The organism is Xanthomonas sp. BRIP62411 (genome assembly GCF_003993525.1).
Taxonomy (GTDB): Bacteria; Pseudomonadota; Gammaproteobacteria; order Xanthomonadales; family Xanthomonadaceae; genus Xanthomonas; species Xanthomonas euroxanthea.
Map to the genome: position 1 here is coordinate 68,244 of NZ_QEZI01000002.1, position 18,643 is coordinate 86,886.

The following is an 18,643-nucleotide window of genomic DNA, read 5'->3' on the forward strand; positions in this document are numbered from 1 at the left end:
CACCTCCAAAAACGGGTTATTCCTTGGCGCCGGCGCACATGATTTCGGCGCTGGCCACGACTTCGCCGTTGACCTTGGCCTCGCCGTAATAGCATCCCATGTTGCGGATCAGGCGCTTCATCTGCACTTCCAGCATCAGCACGTCACCCGGCACCACCTGCTTGTTGAAGCGGGCGTTGTCGACCTTGACCATGTAGAACAGCTTGGACAGCGCGTCGCGCCCAAGCCCGAGCTGGGTCATCACGCCACCGGCCTGCGCCAGTGCCTCGATGATCAGCACGCCGGGCATCACCGGGCGGGTAGGAAAATGGCCCTGGAAAAATGGCTCGTTGATGCTGACGTTCTTCTGCCCGACGATGCGCTTGGCATCCAGGTCGAGGTCGACGACCCGGTCGATCAGCAGAAACGGATAGCGGTGCGGGATCAGCGTCTGGATCTGGTTGACGTCGATCGGCAGCTCGTAAGTGGGGTGACTCATTCTTTCTCCTTGCCCACAGCCAGGATGCGCCTTGCCAGCACATCGAGTTGTTTGAAGCGCGCGGCATTCTTGCGCCACGTGCGATTGTCGGTGAGAGGGGTGCCGGACGAATACTCGCCCGGCTCATGGATGGAATTGCGCACCACCGACTTGCCGGTGATCACGACCTTGTCGCAGATCTCCAGGTGCCCGACCACGCCGACATGCCCGCCAAGCAGGCAGTAACGGCCGATCTTGGCGCTGCCGGCGATTCCGGTGCAGCCGGCGATGGCGCTATGTGCGCCGATGTGGCAGTTGTGCGCGATCTGCACCAGGTTATCCACGCGCACGTCTTCTTCCAGCACGGTGTCTTCCAGTGCGCCGCGGTCGATGCAGGTGTTGGCGCCGATCTCGCAATCGTCGCCGATCACCACACCGCCCAGCTGCGGCACCTTGATCCAGTGGCCGGCATCCATCGCCAGGCCGAAGCCGTCGGCGCCGATCACCGCACCGGGATGGATGCGCACGCGCTTGCCCAGGCGCACCCGGGTGACCAGGGTGACGCGGGCGAGCAGCTCGCTGCCGTCATCGACCACGCAATCCTCGCCGATGATGCTGCCGGTGCCGATCACGCAGCCATCGCCCACGCGGCTACGCGCACCGATGCTGACGAACGGGCCGACATGCGCGCTCGGCGAGACCTGGGCACTGGGATCGATCACCGCTGACGGGTGAATGCCCGGTTCGCGCACCGGCGCCACATCGAACAAGGCGGCGATCTTGGCGAAGGCGGTGTAGGGATCCTTGGCGACCAGCGCGGTGCCGCGTGCGTCCTGCGCATCGTCGGCGCGCAGCACCACCACGGCGGCCTGGCTCTGGCCCAGCTGCGGCCGGTAGCGCGGATTGGACAGGAAGCTCAGTTGCCCGGCGCCGGCATGCGCCAGGGTGGCGACGCCACTGACTTCGATGGCGCCATCACCGATGACGGTCAGACCAAATTGTTCGGCAATCGCACTGGCGGTCAAGCGCATCAGGGTGAACCTCTTGTAAGTGTGGGAGAGCCGCTTTAACGGGGAGAAAACACCATTAAACAGTTCCCAACAAAGCCTGCGTATCTAGGGTCCTGTCGCAATCAAGCGGCCAATCCAGGAACACGCATATGAAAACCGTTCTTTCCATCCTTGGTGGTCTGGTCATGATGGGCGCGGTCGCAGGTGCATCGGCCCAATCCTTCGATGTCGAGCAGGGCAGGGCAACCGGTGAGCAGCAGCTGCAGTGTCTCAGCCTTCCTGCCGGCGACATCGCCAGCTGTCTGTCCAACACCGTCTCCACATGGTTGGACAGCTGGTTCTGACCGGCCCACATCCAACCGGTGATACACGGGCGGCCCGCTTGCGCGGGCCGCCTTCTTTGTTGCCGTTCGCTATTAGAACTGGCCGCCGAAGGTGAACTGCAGACGTTCGATCTCGTCGTTGTCTTCCTTTTTCAGCGGGAACGCGTAGCTGATCGAGATGGGACCGACCGGGGCGCGCCACAACAGCGCCACGCCGGTGGACGCACGCAGCTCGTTGGCCTTGAAGTTGTCCACGCCGTCGTAGACGTTACCGAAGTCGAAGAACGCCGACACGCGTGCCGACGGGCTGTCGAACAGCTTGGGAAAGTACATTTCCACCGAACCGACGGTCTTGAACGAGCCACCCAGCGGCTGGCCGCGCGAGTAATTGACAGTGCGTTCCGAACGGGGGCCCAGCGTGTTGTCTTCGAAGCCGCGCACCGAGTTGGTACCGCCGGCGTAGAAGTTCTCGTAGAAAGGCAGCCCGGTCGCAGTGACAGTACGGATCAGGTTGCTGCCGTTGCAGCCTTGCTCTGTGTAGGTGGGGCTGTTGTTAGTGTTGGTGACTACGCCGCATATGTCGCGGCGGCTGTCATTGCCATAACTGTCGCCGTAACCCAGCTCGAAGCGGGTGTTCAACACGATCGCCGGGATGATCGGCCAGTAGTTGGAGATCTGGTAGTTGAACTTGTAGTACTCGACCGTGGAGCCGGGCAGGGTGGTCTCCAGGCCGACGCGCTGGTACATGCCACGGGTGGGCATGAAGAAGTCGTTGCGGGTATCGCGTGCCCAGCCCAGCTCTGTGCGCCAGGCATGGAAGGTGCTAGTACCGATTGCATCGATGTAATTGATGATCGCCTGCGGGGTCTGGCCTTGGAACGTATTGATCTGGTTGCTGTCGATGCCGACCATCGCCGAGACGGTATCGTTCTCGGTGATCGGCACGCCGAACACCACCTGCGCCGAACCATTCTTGCTGTTGTACTGGGCGGTGTTGAAGTCCGAGTAGTCCAGCGAGCGCCAGGACAGGTTGTAGCCCAGCGACACGCCGTCGTCGGTAAAGAACGGGTTGGTGTAGGAGAACGCGTAGCGCTGCTGGTAGCTGCTGCGCGAGGCTTCCACCGCCACCCGGTTGCCGCCGCCCAGGAAGTTGTTCTGCGACAACTGCACCGAGGTGGTCACACCGAAGCTCTGCGAGTAGCCCAGGCCGAACACGAAGCTGCCGGAGGTGGTCTCCTTGACGTTGTAGACCACGTCGACCTGGTCGTTGCTGCCCGGCACGGCCGGCGTTTCCACATCCACGCTCTCGAAGTAGCCCAGGCGCTGCAGGCGGATCTTGGAACGGTCGATCGCCGCCTGCGAATACCAGGTGTTTTCGAACTGGCGCATCTCGCGGCGCAGCACTTCGTCCGAGGTGCGGCTGTTGCCCTTGTACAGGATGCGGCGCACGGTCACGCGCGGGCCCGGCACCACCTGCAGGTTCACCGCGACAGTGCGGTCCTCGCGGTTCGGGGTGGGGATCGGGTTGACCTTGGCGAAGGCGTAACCGACGTTGCTCAGCGTATTGGTGATCGCATCGGAGGTGTACTCAAGCAGCGCACGCGAGAAGATGTCGCCGGCCTTGGGGATGACCAGGCGCTCGATGTCGGCCTGCGGCAGCACGGTGTCGCCGGTGACCTTGATCTCGGAAATCTTGTACTGCTCGCCCTCGGTGACGCCGGCGCTGACGAACATGTCGCGCTTGTCCGGGCTGATCGACACCTGGGTGGAGTCGATGCTGAAGTCCACGTAGCCGCGGTCCAGGTACCAGGAGTTGAGCTTCTCCAGGTCGCCGGACATCTTTTCCTTGGAGTACTGGTCGTCGCGGCGATACCACGAGGCCCAGTTGTGCTCCTTGGATTCCCAGTTCTCCAGGATGTCCTCGTTGGCAAACTTCTCGGTGCCGATCAGGTTGACGTGGCGGATCTTGGCCGCCTTGCCTTCCTTGATCGCAATCGCCACGTCCACGCGGTTACGGTCCAGCGGGCTGACCGTCGGGGTGATCTCGACGTTGTACTTGCCGCGGTTGTTGTACTGGCGGGTCAGCTCCTGGGTCACGCGGTCCAGGCTCAGGCGGTCGAAGGTGCCCCCCTCGGTCAGGCCGATGTCGCCCAGGCCCTTGAGCAGTTCCTCGGACTTGATGTCCTTGTTGCCGGTCACGGTGAGCTTGTTGATCGCCGGGCGCTCCTTCACGGTGATCACCAGGATGTTGCCCTGGCGATCCAGCTGCACGTCCTCGAAGAAGCCGGTGCGGTACAGCGCACGGATCGAGTCGGCGACCTTGCCATCGTCCACGGTGTCGCCGCGGTTCACCGGCAGATAGGTGAACACGGTGCCGGAGGCGATGCGCTGCAGGCCGTCGACGCGGATGTCGCTGGCAACGAACGGCTCTGCGGCCAGGGAAACGACTGGCAGGCTGAGGCCGGCGGCGAGAGCGAGGGCAAGCAGGCGGCGAGTGGGAAGACGCGTCATGTCACATCCGGTTGGAGTCGATTTCGGGTGTTGCTGGATGCCGACGTATGACGACGACAACAGGCGGAAAGAGTGGAGCAGCTTCATCGTGGAACCAGGCCGAGGATGTCGTTGTAGAACGCCAGTCCCATCAGCCCGGCCAGGACCGCCAGGCCGACATATTGCCCGGCAATCATGGCCCGTTCGCTGATCGGGCTGCCCTTGACCAACTCGATAAGGTAATACAGCAGATGCCCACCGTCCAAGATCGGGATCGGCATCAGGTTGATGATCGCCAGGCTGAGCGACAGCAAGCCCAGGAAATACAGGAACCAGTCGAGCCCGCGTTCGGCCGAGGCGTTGGCGGCGCGCGCAATGGTGACCGGGCCGGAGATGTTCTTGACCGAGGCCTGGCCGGTCAGCATGCGCTTCATCATGCCCAGCGAGTCGGCGGTCATCCGGCCGGTCTCGCGGATCGCGGCAGGCACCGCGGCGAACATGCCGTACTGCTGGCGGCTGTCGTAGGCCGGCGCCTGCGCTGGCGCAAACCCCACGCCGAGCAGCCATTGCCCCTGCGGCGACCGGCGCGGGGCGATTTCCAGCGCCAGCCGGTCGTCGCCGCGCGCGACCTCGATCATGCCGGTCCCGCCCTGCGCGCCCAGTGCCTGCAGCTGGGCGGGAATCTCGTCGGCCGACCGGATCGGCTGGCCGTCGATGGCCACGATGCGGTCGCCCGGCTGCAGCAGCCCCTGCGCCGCCGAGCCGGCGACCACCTGGCCCACCACCGGCGGCTGCAGCATGAACTGCCAGCCGATACCGGCCAGCGACGCCACGCGGCGCTCGTCAAAGCCGGCCGGCAGCTGCGACAGGCGCAGCGTGTGCTCGCGGTTGCCGGCGCCTTCGGTGGCGGTCAGCACGCGGATGTCGCGCTGGTCCATCGCCGCCGTGGTGAGCTGCATGCTGGCATCGCTCCAGCTGCTGACACTGCGCCCATCGATGCGCACGATGCGCTCGCCCGGGCTCAGGCCGGCTTCGGCGGCCAGACCGTCGGCGCGGCCGATGGTGGCCGAGTAATCCTGCTTGCCGACCACGAACATCGCCCACAGCATCGCCATGCACAGCAACAGGTTGGCGATCGGGCCGGCGGCGACGATGGCGATGCGCTGCCATACCGTCTTGCGGTTGAAGGCCTGGTCCTGCTCGGCCGGATGCACGTCGCCTTCGCGTTCGTCGAGCATCCTGACGTAGCCGCCCAGCGGAATGGCCGCCACCACGAACTCGGTGCCGTGGCGGTCACGACGCATCCACAACGGCTTGCCGAAGCCCACCGAAAAGCGCAGCACCTTGACGCCGCAGCGGCGCGCGACCCAGAAGTGCCCGAATTCGTGGAAGGTCACCAACACGCCCAGGCTGACGATCATCCACCAGACCGAACCGATGAAATCACCCATGGATGCAACTCGGTTGCGTAAATCGATCAGGCATGAAGGCGGTGATTGGCGAGGGCGCGTTCGGTGATCTGCCGCGCTTGCGCATCGGCAGACAGCAGGGTGTCGAGGGAGTCGGCATTGTGCCGTGGGAGCGTTGTCAGTGTGTGTTCGACCAACGCGGGAATCGCTAGGAAACCCACCTGGCCCTGAAGAAACGCTGAAACAGCCACTTCATTGGCCGCGTTCAGGATCGCAGGCGCGGTCCCGCCGGCCTCCAGCGCCTCCCAGGCCAGGCGCAGGCACGGGAAGGCGGCCGTGTCCGGCGCCTCGAAATCCAGCCGCCCCTGGGCCAGCAGGTCCAGCCCGCCAACGCCGGACTCGACCCGCTCCGGCCACGCCAGGCCGACCGCCAGCGTGGTGCGCATGTCGGGCAGGCCAAGCTGGGCCAGGGTGGAGCCGTCGACGAATTCCACCAGCGAGTGCACCAGGCTCTGCGGATGCACCAGCACATCGATCCGGGCGCCGGGCAGGCCGAACAGGTGATGCGCCTCGATCACCTCCAGGCCCTTGTTCATCAGCGTCGCCGAATCCACCGAAATCTTCGGGCCCATCGACCACTTGGGATGGGCGACCGCCTGCGCGGGCGTGACCGCACCGAGCGCGGCGCGGTCCCAGCCACGGAACGGACCGCCGGACGCGGTCAGGATGACCCGACGCACGCCGCGGCTGGCGTCGCAGGAGCGCAGGCACTGGAAGATGGCGCTGTGCTCGCTGTCGATCGGGATGACCTCGGCGCCGGCCGCAGTCGCGGTGCGGGTCAGCAATTCGCCGGCCAGCACCAGCGATTCCTTGTTGGCCAGCAACAGGCGCTTGCCGGCGCTGGCCGCGGCCAGCGTGGACGGCAGGCCGGCCGCCCCCACGATCGCCGCCACCACGGTGTCGCAGGCATCGCTGGCGGCCAGCGCGTCCAGGGCCTCGCTGCCGGCGTGGGCCTGGGTGGCCAGGCCGGCCGCGCGCAAACCGTCGCGCAGTGCCGGGTACAGGGAGTGGTCGGCGATCACTGCGTGCGCAGGGCGATGGGTGACGCACAGCGCCAGCAGCGCGTCGACCTTGCTGCCGGCCGACAGCACGCTGGCACGCAGCCGCTGCGGATGACGGGCGATCACATCCAGTGCCGATGCACCGATCGAGCCGGTGGCGCCGAAGACGGCGACGTGACGGAGAGCAGAGCCAGCCATATCTAGAACCCGAGAATTTCCTTGCCGAGTGCGAACACCGGCAGGGCGGCGAGCACGCCGTCGATGCGATCCAGCACGCCGCCGTGGCCCGGAATCACCGCGCCCGAGTCCTTGGCGCCGGCATGGCGCTTGAGCAGGCTCTCGAACAGGTCGCCCAGCACCGAGGCCAGCACCGCCACCGCCGCCACCAGGATCAGCTGCGGCACGTGCGCCAGGGTGAGCCCGGCCAGCCAGCCGAACGCGCAGGCGACCACGATGCCGGCGACCATGCCGCCGAGCAGGCCTTCGATGGTTTTGTTGGGGCTGACCCGCGGCGCCAGCTTGTGCTTGCCGAACGCGCGGCCGGCGAAATAGGCGCCCGAATCGGCCGCCCACACCATGGTCAGCGCGGTCAGCAGCCACAGGTTGCCCTTGTCCGGGTTGGCATGCAGCAGCACCAGCGCGGCCCAGGCCGGCAAGACCGCCAGCGTGCCGGCGGCGAGCTTGAGCGCGCGCGCCTGGCCGTTGCCGTGATCGGCACCGAAGGTGAAAAAGCGCAGCCACAGCAGCGCCAGCAGCCACCAGACCACCCCCACCAGGGCGGCGATCTGGAACAGCACCATGGAGCCAGCCGAGGCCCACACCATCAGCACCATCAGCAGCAGATTGAGCATCAGCAGCACGGTGCGCGGCAGGCTGTCGTCGATGCCGGAGAGCTTGAGCCACTCCCACAGACCGGTCAGGAACAGGATCGCCGCCAGCGCCGCCAGCCATTGCGTGGGCAGCAGCACGATCGCGCAGATGGCGAGCGGCGCCATGATCAGCGCGGCAATCACGCGGGTCTTGGTCATGCGGAGGAGCTCTCCGTCGCCTTGTCGGCGATCTGGGCACTGGTCAGGCCGTAGCGGCGTTCGCGCCCGGCGTAGTCATCCAGTGCCTGCTGCAGCACGCCGGCATCGAACTCCGGCCACAGGGTTTCGGTGAACCACAGTTCGGTATAGGCCAGCTGCCACAGCAGGAAATTGCTGATGCGGGTGTCGCCACCAGTGCGGATGAACAGGTCCGGTGCCGGCAGGTCGGCCAATGCGACGCGGCTGGCCAGCAGCGCTTCGTCGATCTGCTGCGGTTGCAGGCGACCGGCCGCCACTTCTTCGGCCAGGGCCCGCGCGGCCAGCGCAATGTCCTGGCGGCCGCCGTAGCTGGCGGCAATGCTCAGCACCAGGCGCGAATTGGCCGCGGTGATGCGTTCTGCGCCGGCCATGCGCTCGCGCAGCGGCGCCGCGAAGCGGCCGCGATCGCCGATGAAGCGCACTTGCACGCCGCGTCGCTGCAGCTCGTCGACCTCGCGGTCGAGTGCATGCAGGAATAGTTTCATCAGCGCATCGACTTCCTCCTGCGGGCGCCCCCAGTTTTCACTGGAAAACGCGAACAGGGTGAGCGCCGAGACGCCTTTTTCCAGGCAGAAGTCGATGGTGCGGTTGACCGCGCGCGCGCCGGCGCGATGACCGATCATGCGCGGACGCCGCCGACGCTGCGCCCAACGCCCATTGCCATCCATGATGATGGCAATGTGGCGCGGCACGGCGGCAGCGGAAGGTGCTGGATGCATGGCAGGCGATGCCACGATCAGACCGTCATCAGTTCCTGTTCCTTGGCCTTGACGACCTCATCCACATCCTTGATGGCCTTGTCGGTCAGCTTCTGGATGTCGTCCTCGGCGCTGCGCGCCTCGTCTTCGGTGACCGCCTTGTCCTTGAGCAGATCCTTGACCTGCTGGTTGGCATCGCGACGGATGTTGCGGATGGCCACCTTGCTGTCCTCGCCCTCGCCATGCACGGACTTGCTGAGCTCCTTGCGGCGCTCCTCGGTCAGCGGCGGCAGGTTCAGACGGATCACGGTGCCGACCACGGTCGGGGTCAGGCCCAGATCCGAGGCATAGATCGCCTTCTCGACGTCCTTGATCATGCCCTTGTCGAACAGGCTGATGACCAGCGAGCGGCCTTCGGAGACGCTGATGCTGGCAACCTGGTTGAGGGGGGTGTCGGTGCCGTAGGCCTTGACCTTGATGCCGTCCAGCAGCGCCGGAGAGGCGCGGCCGGTGCGCACCGTGGTCAGGGAATGGCGCAGAGCATCGATGCTCTTGGTCATGCGCGTGAGCGCGTCTTGTTTGATCTGGTTGAGCATCGCCGGAATCCGTGTGGAGCTGAATCCGGAGATTATAGCCGGGACTGAGGTTTCACGACTCGCGGGTCGTCAGGACCCGCGCAGCCGGTTCACTTGCCGGCACTTCACGCCCGGCGCCGCCATCGTGAGCTATCAGCGCAGCCCGGGCGCCGCGCCTTTGCGATTCCCCAATCCCGACTCCCGATTCCCAGCCTCAGCTGCGGCCCTGCACCAGCGTGCCGATCTGCTCGCCGTGCAGGATGCGCAGCAGCACGCCGGGCTCGCTCATGCCGAAGATGCGCAGCGGCAGGTCGCTGTCGCGCGCCAGGGCGAAGGCGGCGGTGTCCATCACTTCCAGGCCCTGCAGGATGACCTGGTCGTAGGTCAGGCTGTCGTAACGCACCGCATCGGTGTGCTTCTTCGGGTCCTTGTCGTAGACGCCGTCGACCTTGGTTGCCTTGAGCAGCAGGTCGGCGCCGATCTCGATCGCACGCAGCGCCGCGCCCGAGTCGGTGGTGAAGAACGGATTGCCGGTGCCGGCGGCGAAGATCGCGATGCGGCCCTTTTCCAGGTGGCGGATCGCGCGACGGCGGATGAAGTCCTCGCAGACATCGTTGATCTTGATCGCGCTCATCACGCGCACCTTGGCGCCGAGCTTCTCCAGCGCATCCTGCATCGCCAGCGCGTTGATCACGGTGGCCAGCATGCCCATGTGGTCGCCGGTGACGCGGTCCATGCCGCTGGCGGCCAGGCCGGCGCCCCGGAAGATGTTGCCGCCGCCGATCACCAGGGCGACCTGCGCGCCGGCCTGCTGGGCTTCGATCACTTCATGGGCGAGGCGGTTGATGACCTTGGGATCGATGCCGTAATCCCCGTCTCCCATCAGCGCCTCCCCGGAAAGTTTGAGAAGAATGCGGCGATAGGCAAGTTCGGACATGGGGGAAACCTCGGTGTGGGGGATCGGCAAACGCCGGCAAGTCTAGCGGAAGCCTGTCACCGGGCGTGGTAAAAATTCGGTAGTTGGCGATGACGTGACACGTTGCTCAGTGCGCGCGCGGCGGCTGCGGTGTCGGCACGTCGGTCGCATCGTAGGCGGTGACGCGGTTGCGGCCGCGATGTTTGGAGCGGTACAGCGTGCTGTCGGCGGCCTGCAGCAGATGCTCGATGCTCTCGAACTGGCGGTCGTCGCCGCCGTGGGTGGCCAGCCCCGCCGAGAAGGTGATGTGCAACGGGCCGCCCTGCAGTTGCGCCATCGGCGTGCGTGCGGTTTCGGCCAGGATGCGCTCGACCACCATCAATGCCGCTTCGGCCGCGGTGTTGGGCAGGATCACCAGGAATTCCTCGCCGCCATAGCGGGCGACCAGGTCGCTGGTGCGCACCATGCGCTGCAGCGTCTGCGCGAAGTTGCGCAGTACCTCGTCGCCGACCAGGTGACCATGCGCATCGTTGACGCGCTTGAAGTCGTCCAGGTCGATGAAGGCGATCGACAGCGGCCAGTTCTGGCGCGATGCCAGCTCGAACTCGTGCGCGAGCGCAGTGCCGAGCTGATGGCGATTGAACACGCCGGTCAACGCATCGCGGCTGGCCTGTTCGGCCAGATGGCGCATGCGGTTTTCCGATTCGTCGGCATGCCGGCGCGCTTCGGCCACGTCCTGCAATTCGCGCAGGCTGCGCAGCATCGCCAGTTCGCGCGCCTGCTCGAAGATCATCTGGATGTGCTCGGGCTGCGGCACGCGAATGTCGAACAGGGCTTCCAGTTCGGGCAGCGATTCGGCGATGCGTTCGATCACCTTCTCGAAGCGTTCGGCGTCCAGGTCCAGCACCTCCTGCGCCTGTTGTTGCGCGCGTTCGGTGGCCGCCACGGCGCTGGCCGACAGCCAGATGTCGGCCAGGCGCCCGGACAGCGCGACACAGGCCATGAACGGCTCCAGGCTGGCGGGCTCTTGCTCGCTTTGCGCGATGGCGTTCTGCAGGTACGGCGGCAACTGCCATTGATGCGCGAGCCAGGCGCCGACTTCGGCATGGGTGGCGCCCAGCTGCTCGCGTTCGGCCTCGAGCAGCGTGGCGTTGTCGGGCGCCTGCTCCAGCAGCGGCGCATACAGCTCGGGCGCGCCCTGCAGCAGGGCCAGCTTGCCGATGTCCTGCAACAGGCCGGCCAGCATGAGTTCTTCGGGTTTGCGGATGCCGTAGGCCTGCCCGAGGATGCGGCTGGCCAGCGCACACAGCCCGGCACGGCGCCAGATGCGCTCATGCAGCGGATGCGCGGCGAAGGTGCTGCGCACGCCGTGTACCATCGAAAACCCCAGTGCCAGGCTCAGGGTCGCGTTGAGGCCGAGCATGGTCAGCGCCTGGCCGAGGTTGTCGATACGGCGGCGGCTGGCGTACAGCGGCGAATTGGCAACCCGCAGCATGCGCGCGCTCAATGCCATGTCCATGCCGATCACGTTGGCCGTGGTGGTCATGTCCACGTCGGGGTCCTGCGCCAGCTCGATGACGCGCAGCGCCACACCCGGAGGCGACGGCAGGTTGCGGCAATAGTGCAGGGCGGCCTGTAGATCTGGTTGCATGGGTCATCGCCGACGGTGAACGCAAGCATACCGCTGCGTTCGTTAATGGGGCACGCCATGCTTGGCCGCCGCCGCGCCGCAGCGCGTGCGTGATGGACGCGGAAAGCCTGGTCGGCATCCAGCTGTAGCGGCCACCGCCACGACATCTGTAGATGTTGAGGCCGGTTGCGGGCCTGGTGGATGCGTTCGCTTCAGTTTCGCGCGTTGCTGGCGCGCGCGCCAGCGCCGGGCAAAAAAAAGCCGCGGCAAGCCGCGGCTTTTTCTACGGTGCGGCGAGGATCAGGCCAGTCCGGCCTGCTTCATCACTTCGGCGGCGTAGTCTTCCACCACCTTCTCGATGCCTTCGCCAACGGCCAGGCGCTGGAAGCCGACCACGTCGGCACCGGCGGCCTTGACCGCCTGCTCGACGGTCTGGTCGGTGTTCAGCACGTACGGCTGGCCGTACAGCGTCACTTCGTTGACGATCTTGCTGATCTTGCCGCTGATGATCTTTTCCAGGATCTCGGCCGGCTTGGCCTTGTCCTTCTCGGACATCTTGGCCAGTTCGATTTCCTTTTCCTTGGCGATGAACTCGGCCGGGACGTCGGAGGCCTTGACGTGCGGCGGGTTCATCGCGGCGATGTGCATGGCGATGCCGCGAGCCAGCTCGATGTCGCCACCCTTCAGCTCGACCAGCACGCCGATGCGGCCGCCGTGCACGTAGGCTGCGACGTTGTTGGCGCTGTCGATACGCACCAGGCGACGCACCTGCAGGTTCTCGCCGACCTTGGCGATGACCGCGGCGCGACGCTCTTCGATGGTCTCGCCGCTGTCGAGCTTGACGCTCTTGAGCGCTTCGGCATCGGCTGCGTCCGCGTTCAGCGCGGCGGTGGCCACGGTCTCGGTGAAGGCCAGGAAGTTCTCGTCCTTGGCGACGAAGTCGGTCTCGGAGTTGACTTCGACCAGCACGGCCTTGCCGCCGGCCTGTGCGGTGGCGATGCGGCCTTCGGCGGCGACGCGGTCAGCCTTCTTGTCGGCCTTGGCCAGGCCGGACTTGCGCAGCCATTCGGCAGCGGCGTCGATGTCGCCTGCGTTTTCGACGAGTGCCTTCTTGCACTCCATCATGCCGGCGCCGGTGCGCTCGCGCAGTTCCTTGACCAGGGAAGCAGTGATTTCCATGGAATTACCTCATATGGACGAATGCGTGCGGCGGAATGTTCCGCCAGTAGGAGACGACGCAGCCATGCCGGCCGCCCCCGTAGAGATGTTCGGTGGCCTCGGCGACGGGCCGCGGTGGACCCGTCGGGGCTGCGGCCGCACAGCATGGTGCGGCCGCATTGCAGGCCGATTACTCGGCAGCCGGAGCGGCCGCGTCGGCCGGCGCGTCAGCCTTCTTGTCGCCCTTCTTGGCCGGAGCGCGACGGCCCTTGCCTTCGTCGGCGGACTCGGCGGAGAACTCTTCCTCGCGCACCGACGCGGAATTCGGCGCAGCGGCCTTGCCTTCCAGCACGGCGTCGGCAGCGGCGCGTGCATACAGCTGCACGGCACGGATGGCGTCGTCGTTACCCGGGATGGCGTAGTCGACCAGGGCCGGATCGTAGTTGGTGTCGACCACCGCGATCACCGGAATGCCGAGCTTCTTGGCTTCCTTGATGGCGATGTCTTCATGGCCGATGTCGATCACGAAGATCGCGTCGGGCAGGCGGTTCATTTCCTTGATGCCGCCCAGCGAGGCGTCCAGCTTCTCGCGCTCGCGACGCAGGCCCAGCACTTCGTGCTTGACCAGCTTGTCGAAGGTGCCGTCGGTCTCGGCCGACTCCAGTTCCTTCAGGCGGGCAACCGACTGCTTGACGGTACGGAAGTTGGTCAGGGTGCCGCCCAGCCAGCGCTGGGTCATGAACGGCATGCCGCAACGCTCGGCTTCTTCCTTGATGGACTCGCGCGCGCTGCGCTTGGTGCCCAGGAACAGCACGGTGCCGCGCTTCTGCGCGATCGAGGAGAGGAAGTTCATCGCGTCATTGAAGAGCGGAACGGTCTTCTCGAGGTTGATGATGTGGATCTTGCCGCGCGCGCCGAAGATGTACGGCGCCATCTTGGGGTTCCAGTAGCGGGTCTGGTGACCGAAATGGACGCCGGCTTCCAGCATCTGACGCATGGTGACTTGGGGCATTGAAGTAACTCCTGATAGCGGAATCACCGTGCGCGGCCTTGACTTTGAGGAGTCCGCACATGGATGTGCGGGCTGTTGCGAGGGACTCGCATCAAAACGCACGAACGATTCCGGGGTTGGGCTTCCCTGTCGCCTCCGTGTCGAACCCCCTGTTGGGGGCACCCCGGCACGGATGGCGGCGGCAGGTGTGAATTCGTCGGTGACGTCCGACGTGAACGACGCACTGCGTGCAATACGCAAAACAGCCGGCGGAGTATAGCCGGCGAGGCGGGGAGGTGCAATTGGGGCTCGGGATTGGGGATTCGGGATTGGCAAAAGCTGGGCTTCCTCGATGCGAATCCCCAATCCCCAATCCCCAGAGCTTACGGCTCCAGTGCCAGCGTAGTCTCGGTATCGCTGTTGATGCGTGCCACGAAGCGGCCGTTGCCGGCGGGCAGGTTGGTCGGTAGCGGCCATTGGCGGGTCTGGCCGGGCAGCACGTAACCGGCCAGGTCGTCGCGGATGCTGCGGCGGGTACCGCCGGCATCGATGTAGGCCAGGTCGGCCAGCCGGGCATGGCTCGGCCCGGCATTGTGGACCTGCAGGGCGCGGCCGCTGCCGTGGCCGGACACGCTGGCCTGTAGCACCGGGTGCTGTTCGCCGGGCTGGCTGGGCAGGGCGAATACCGGCGTGGAATACCGCAGCAGCTCGGTGTCGCTGCCGACGGCATGCTGGGTCACCACCAACCGGTAGCTGTCCTCGGCCTGTGCCGGGCTGGGGCCCAGCCGGATCACCCGCAGCAGCTGCCGGCCTTGCGACGGAATTTCGAACTGCGCCGGGCTGACGGTGGCCGCGGTGGCCGGTTCGAGCAGCTCGCGGTCGCCGTCCTGGCGCCAGCGGTAGAGTTTGGCTTCGGCGCGCCATGGCAGCGCGGCCTGGTTGTAGAGCCAGACGGCCGCCTGGTCGCTGTCGGCGGGAATGCGTGCAGTGGTCGGGGCGATGGCGATCTCGGCGCCAGCGGCGGTGCCGACGATGGCCAGGCCGGCCAGTGCAAGCGCCAGCAGGCAGCAGCGGGAGCGAGGCGTGGCCATGCTCAAAACGCGATCGTGGTCATGCGTGCACTGCCGGCAGGCGCAGGCCCGGCGAGTGCACTGGCATCCTGCCCGGTGCTGGTGACGGCGGGGTCTTCGGCGGTGCTGGCTGGCGGGGCGATCGCCATCGGCGTGCCTCTGGAACAACTGGCGCGCGGGGGCGCAGTACGCAGCTCGCAGCCGCTGAGCAGGCGCAATCCGATGTGCAGGGTGAAGTTTTCCGGGCCGCGCGCAGCGGCCGCGTTGGCCGCGGTCGAGGTCGCGGTGCAGACGAGGGCGACCAGCGTCAGGCGCTTCAGGAGAGTGACCAGCGTCATGAAGGCAATCGTTTGCATTGGAGACGTAACAAATAGCGACGCCCCCGATGCGAACTTTATTAACTGTCAGTAAGTGATGGAGACTGTCACCGTGTCGTTGTAGGCCCCTGCAATGGGCTGCTGCGGTGCCGGCGCGCGCCCATAGACGGTCACCGTCTGCGCGACGCCGTTGCCGGTGCCGCTGAGCGTATCGACGCCGATGCTAGTGCCCCAGCGGTTGCCGCGGCCGGCGTCCCGATACAGCTCGTAGGCGATGTAGTTGGCACTGCTGGCATGGCGCATGCGCCGGACGCTGCCGGTGGCATTGATGCCATCGCCCAGCCCGATATTCCAGGCGGTGCGGTTGGTGCACGACAGGCTGATGGTGGAAGTGCGATCGATGGCGGTATCGATGGTGCCGGCGATGCTGCCGAAATCCAGGTCGGTGGTGACGTAGGTATTGCAGCGTGCCGGCACGTTGGCCGAGGCAATGAAGGGAAACGCATTGCTGGCGGTCTTGGCGCCGCTGCCGCCGGCCGTGCAACTGCTCGGCGCCGCCGGGACGCCGATGATGCTCTCGTTGTAGGAGTAGCGCAGCACGGTGTCGGCGCCGCCGAAACTGCTGGTGTGGTTGCCGACCGACAGGGTCTGGCTGGCCGGAATCCGCCCGTACAGGGTGAGGGTGGTCGTCTGCGAGCCACCGGTGATCACCGGAACGCCGTAGGACAGCGTCAGCAGGCGCGGCGAAGGCGTCGTCGATCCGGTGGAGCCCCAGACCTGGGTGCGCGTGGCCTCGCTGTAGATCTGGAAGTCCAGGCTGTCGCCGGTGGGGTTGAGCATGCGGCGCGGCGCATACAGGCCGTTGCTGGCGCTGCCCGGCCCAAGGTCCAGGCAAAGACTCACCTGGGCATAGCCCAGCACGCTGAGCGCGGCGGTCGCGCAGGTGACATTGAGCGTTGCCACCGCATCGGTGGTGCCGTTGGCCGCCACATTGCCGAATGCCAGCGGGGTGCCGAGGGTGACGCTGCAGGTGGTGTCGGCGCGCGCGTCCTGGCCGGGGGCAAGCCACAACACGGCGATCGCCAGCGCGAGCAGCAGGCGCCAGGGTGCGGGCAGGCTCATGGGGTCTCCTGCTCGAGCACGCAGGGCAGCGGGCCGACCCGCGGAATGCCGCCGGGGTTGGCCGGGTAGGTGAACCGAGCGCTGCAGCGGCCAGCGGGCAGCTCGACCAGGATGCGGTTGTCGATCTGCAGGTTGTCCAGATAGGTTTCGCCGTCGTAGCCGACCACCACGCGTTCGGCATCGCCTTCGCGCTGCACCACGCTGCCGACCGGCAACGGCACGCCCTGGGCGTCGTGCAGCACGATCATGGCCGCGCGCACCCGGGTGATGCCGAAGCGCACCGCCACCCCGGACTGCTGGCGCGGTGTCACTGCGGTATCGACGCGGTCCACGCGCAGGTCCGCCGGCAGGTTCAGGGTGTCGATGGACAACTGGTTGCGCTGCCACGACTGCAGCGGGGTGACCAGCAGCATCCCGCGGGCGTCGGTGACGCCGATCAGGCGATTCTCCAGCCGCACCGGAATGCCGGGCTGGCCGTCGGTGGACACCACCGCGAAGGCATCCTGGATGTCGCGCGCGGCAAAGCCGCGGCCGTTCATCCACACCAGGCTGCCGCTGGCACTGGCATAGCCGAAGTTGTTGCCATCCTGGTTGGCGACGCCGAGGTTGTAGCGGCCGATGCGGTTCAACCATCCCAGTTCGGCCAGGCCGCCGCTGGCATCGTCGCCGGCCCGCCCCTGCAGGCGCCAGCCGATCCCGCCCAGGTCGCCGTCGCCGGGCAGGGGCTGGCTGAGGTCGGCCACAAAGCCGGTGCGGTTGCCGTTGCGCTGCATCGATGCGCTGGCCTGGCGCAACTCGCCGAACGTGGTCGACAGCGACAGGTACAGGCTGCGGTCGCTGCGCACATCCAGGTTCTGGTTGCCGGACAGGTTGGCCGCCCAGTTGCGCCCGAAGTTGCGCGACCAGAACAGGCTCGCGTAACGCGAGGTGTCGCCTTGCGGGTAGCTCAGGCGCACATAGCTGGTGCCCAGCGAGCCGATCGGATTGACGTTAATGCCGAATGCTACGCGGTCGCTGATGCGCGCCGGTAACGCGCCCTGCAGCGCGCCCAGGTCGCGATAGTCGCCGTGGGTGCGCTGAGTGCCGGCGGTGACGTTGAAGCGACGGTTGTTCCAGGCATAGCCCAGCACGTACTGGCCACCGCGCAGCGCATCCATCCGGCTGTGCGCATAGGCGGCGTTAGCCACGCCGCCGACGCCGAGCAGCCACACACCGCCCGCACCGGCATTGACCACGCCGCCGCCGGCCTCGGCGTGCGCCTCGATGGTGAAGTCTTCGCGCAGGCCTTTGCGCAGCGTGGCGCTGGCAACCGTACGCGAAGCGTAGGAAAACGAGCGCACGCCGTAGTCCTGGCGCAGATGGCCGATGCCGGCCGACCACTCGGAAATGCCGCGGGCCAACAGCTGCGGCGTGCCATAGAACGCGAAGTCCAGCCGGCGCACCTGGCCGAACGCATCGGTCACCACGATCTGCGCCTGTCCGGTCCCGCTGATGCCTGGTTGCGCGGCCAGCTGGAACGGGCCGGCCGGCACCTGGCCGCTGTACTGGCGCAGGCCATCGACGTAGAGCTCCACGGTCGAGGGCACCACCGCCTCGCCCAGGAAGCTTGGCGTGGGGGTCAGCACGCGATACGGCTGTAAGGCGTAATTGCGCCCGATCTGCACCCCGCCCAGGCGGATCGAGCGGCTCCAGTCGACAAAGCCGCTGTAGAAATCGCCGACCGTCAGGCTGGTGGCGCTGTCGGGGAAGTCCATCTGCCAGGCGCTGTCCAGGCGCACCGCTTCGCTGCGCCAGCGCTGGTCCTGCGGGCGGTCGTAGGCCAGGAACACCGCGGTGGTATCGACCATGCCGCGGCCGATGCCGAAGCCGCGCACTTCGGTCGCCAGCGACACGCTGCTGGCCCCGGCATTGCGCGTGGCATAGAAGTCGTAGTTGAGCAGCATGCCCGGCGAGGCGGTGGCGCTGGGCGGTGCGACCTGTTCGGCCTTCAGCACCGTGGTGGAGAGCGACAGCTGCGCCAGCGGTACCTGTAGCGCCAGCCGTTGCAGCGCGGCGTCGTAGCGCACTTCCACGTCGGGCAGGCGATCCAGGTCGACCAGTTCGCTGGCGGCGCGGTCGGCCAGGATGAAGCCCAGCTTGCGCAGCGTGTCGACCGAGCCGCGCAGGTGACCGTCCACCAGTTCGAACGGTGCCAGGCCGCGGTCGGCCTGATTGAGGGTGACATCCAGGTACAGTGTCTGCGGCAGGGCCGCCACGCTCTGCGGGGCCTGATCGGGCAGTGGCGCCATATCGGCCAGGTCGCCGGAGCCGGCATGCGCCAGGCAGGTGGCGGTCGCAAGCAGCGTCATC

General features: G+C 66.6%; 17 protein-coding genes. 1 reads left to right on the top strand and 16 read right to left on the bottom strand.

The features are described from left to right. Nucleotides 1–16: 16 nt before the first annotated feature. A complete protein-coding gene (gene fabZ, locus EO139_RS00570; protein ID WP_126968990.1) occupies nucleotides 17–478 on the bottom strand; it encodes a 3-hydroxyacyl-ACP dehydratase FabZ in 462 nt (153 codons plus the stop codon). Next, nucleotides 475–1,488 (bottom strand): UDP-3-O-(3-hydroxymyristoyl)glucosamine N-acyltransferase, encoded by a 1,014-nt coding sequence (gene lpxD, locus EO139_RS00575; protein ID WP_053045244.1) that lies wholly within the window; start codon nucleotides 1,486–1,488, stop codon nucleotides 475–477. Before lpxD ends, fabZ begins: the two co-directional genes overlap by 4 nt. Nucleotides 1,489–1,616: 128 nt before the next feature. Here lpxD and EO139_RS00580 point away from each other — a divergent pair, with 128 nt between their 5' ends. Beyond that, nucleotides 1,617–1,811, top strand: a complete 195-nt coding sequence (locus tag EO139_RS00580; protein WP_104583401.1) for a hypothetical protein — start codon at nucleotides 1,617–1,619, stop codon at nucleotides 1,809–1,811. 72 nt (nucleotides 1,812–1,883) lie between these two features. Here EO139_RS00580 and bamA read toward each other — a convergent pair whose 3' ends face one another. The 14 genes from bamA to EO139_RS00650 form a co-directional block, all read right to left on the bottom strand. Further along, a complete protein-coding gene (gene bamA, locus EO139_RS00585; RefSeq protein WP_164739657.1) occupies nucleotides 1,884–4,301 on the bottom strand; it encodes an outer membrane protein assembly factor BamA in 2,418 nt (805 codons plus the stop codon). An 83-nt stretch (nucleotides 4,302–4,384) separates the two neighbouring features. After that, entirely contained in the window at nucleotides 4,385–5,731 is a 1,347-nt protein-coding gene (gene rseP / locus EO139_RS00590) for an RIP metalloprotease RseP (protein ID WP_104583399.1), read from the bottom strand. Nucleotides 5,732–5,757: 26 nt separating this feature from the next. Then, nucleotides 5,758–6,948, bottom strand: a complete 1,191-nt coding sequence (locus EO139_RS00595) for a 1-deoxy-D-xylulose-5-phosphate reductoisomerase (protein WP_126968992.1) — start codon at nucleotides 6,946–6,948, stop codon at nucleotides 5,758–5,760. A gap of 2 nt (nucleotides 6,949–6,950) precedes the next feature. Next, nucleotides 6,951–7,778 carry a phosphatidate cytidylyltransferase gene (locus EO139_RS00600; protein ID WP_104648341.1) on the bottom strand — a complete coding sequence of 276 codons (828 nt, stop codon included), beginning with the start codon at nucleotides 7,776–7,778 and terminating at the stop codon, nucleotides 6,951–6,953. Then, nucleotides 7,775–8,536: a polyprenyl diphosphate synthase gene (gene uppS / locus EO139_RS00605; RefSeq protein WP_164739074.1), complete on the bottom strand. Its 762-nt coding sequence runs from the start codon at nucleotides 8,534–8,536 to the stop codon at nucleotides 7,775–7,777. Before uppS ends, EO139_RS00600 begins: the two co-directional genes overlap by 4 nt. Before the next feature lie 17 nt (nucleotides 8,537–8,553). Beyond that, complete coding sequence (gene frr, locus EO139_RS00610; protein WP_115049235.1) at nucleotides 8,554–9,111, bottom strand: ribosome recycling factor; 558 nt, start codon at nucleotides 9,109–9,111, stop codon at nucleotides 8,554–8,556. Nucleotides 9,112–9,304: 193 nt separating this feature from the next. Next, a complete protein-coding gene (gene pyrH / locus EO139_RS00615) occupies nucleotides 9,305–10,027 on the bottom strand; it encodes a UMP kinase (protein WP_104648342.1) in 723 nt (240 codons plus the stop codon). Between the two features lie 106 nt (nucleotides 10,028–10,133). Beyond that, the gene (locus tag EO139_RS00620) at nucleotides 10,134–11,657 is read right to left on the bottom strand and encodes a GGDEF domain-containing protein (protein WP_126968993.1); all 1,524 of its coding nucleotides are present in this window, start codon (nucleotides 11,655–11,657) and stop codon (nucleotides 10,134–10,136) included. A gap of 279 nt (nucleotides 11,658–11,936) precedes the next feature. Next, a complete protein-coding gene (tsf, locus tag EO139_RS00625) occupies nucleotides 11,937–12,815 on the bottom strand; it encodes a translation elongation factor Ts (protein ID WP_104583393.1) in 879 nt (292 codons plus the stop codon). Between the two features lie 169 nt (nucleotides 12,816–12,984). Continuing rightward, entirely contained in the window at nucleotides 12,985–13,806 is an 822-nt protein-coding gene (gene rpsB / locus EO139_RS00630) for a 30S ribosomal protein S2 (RefSeq protein WP_026064294.1), read from the bottom strand. 362 nt (nucleotides 13,807–14,168) lie between these two features. Further along, nucleotides 14,169–14,876, bottom strand: a complete 708-nt coding sequence (locus tag EO139_RS00635) for a fimbria/pilus periplasmic chaperone (RefSeq protein ID WP_104583392.1) — start codon at nucleotides 14,874–14,876, stop codon at nucleotides 14,169–14,171. A gap of 2 nt (nucleotides 14,877–14,878) precedes the next feature. Then, on the bottom strand, nucleotides 14,879–15,211 hold the full coding sequence (locus EO139_RS00640; protein ID WP_104583391.1) for a hypothetical protein: 333 nt from the start codon (nucleotides 15,209–15,211) through the stop codon (nucleotides 14,879–14,881). A gap of 48 nt (nucleotides 15,212–15,259) precedes the next feature. After that, nucleotides 15,260–16,294, bottom strand: a complete 1,035-nt coding sequence (locus EO139_RS00645; RefSeq protein WP_164739658.1) for a spore coat U domain-containing protein — start codon at nucleotides 16,292–16,294, stop codon at nucleotides 15,260–15,262. Then, on the bottom strand, nucleotides 16,291–18,642 hold the full coding sequence (locus EO139_RS00650) for a fimbria/pilus outer membrane usher protein (RefSeq protein ID WP_119132348.1): 2,352 nt from the start codon (nucleotides 18,640–18,642) through the stop codon (nucleotides 16,291–16,293). Before EO139_RS00650 ends, EO139_RS00645 begins: the two co-directional genes overlap by 4 nt. Nucleotide 18,643: the final 1 nt, after the last annotated feature.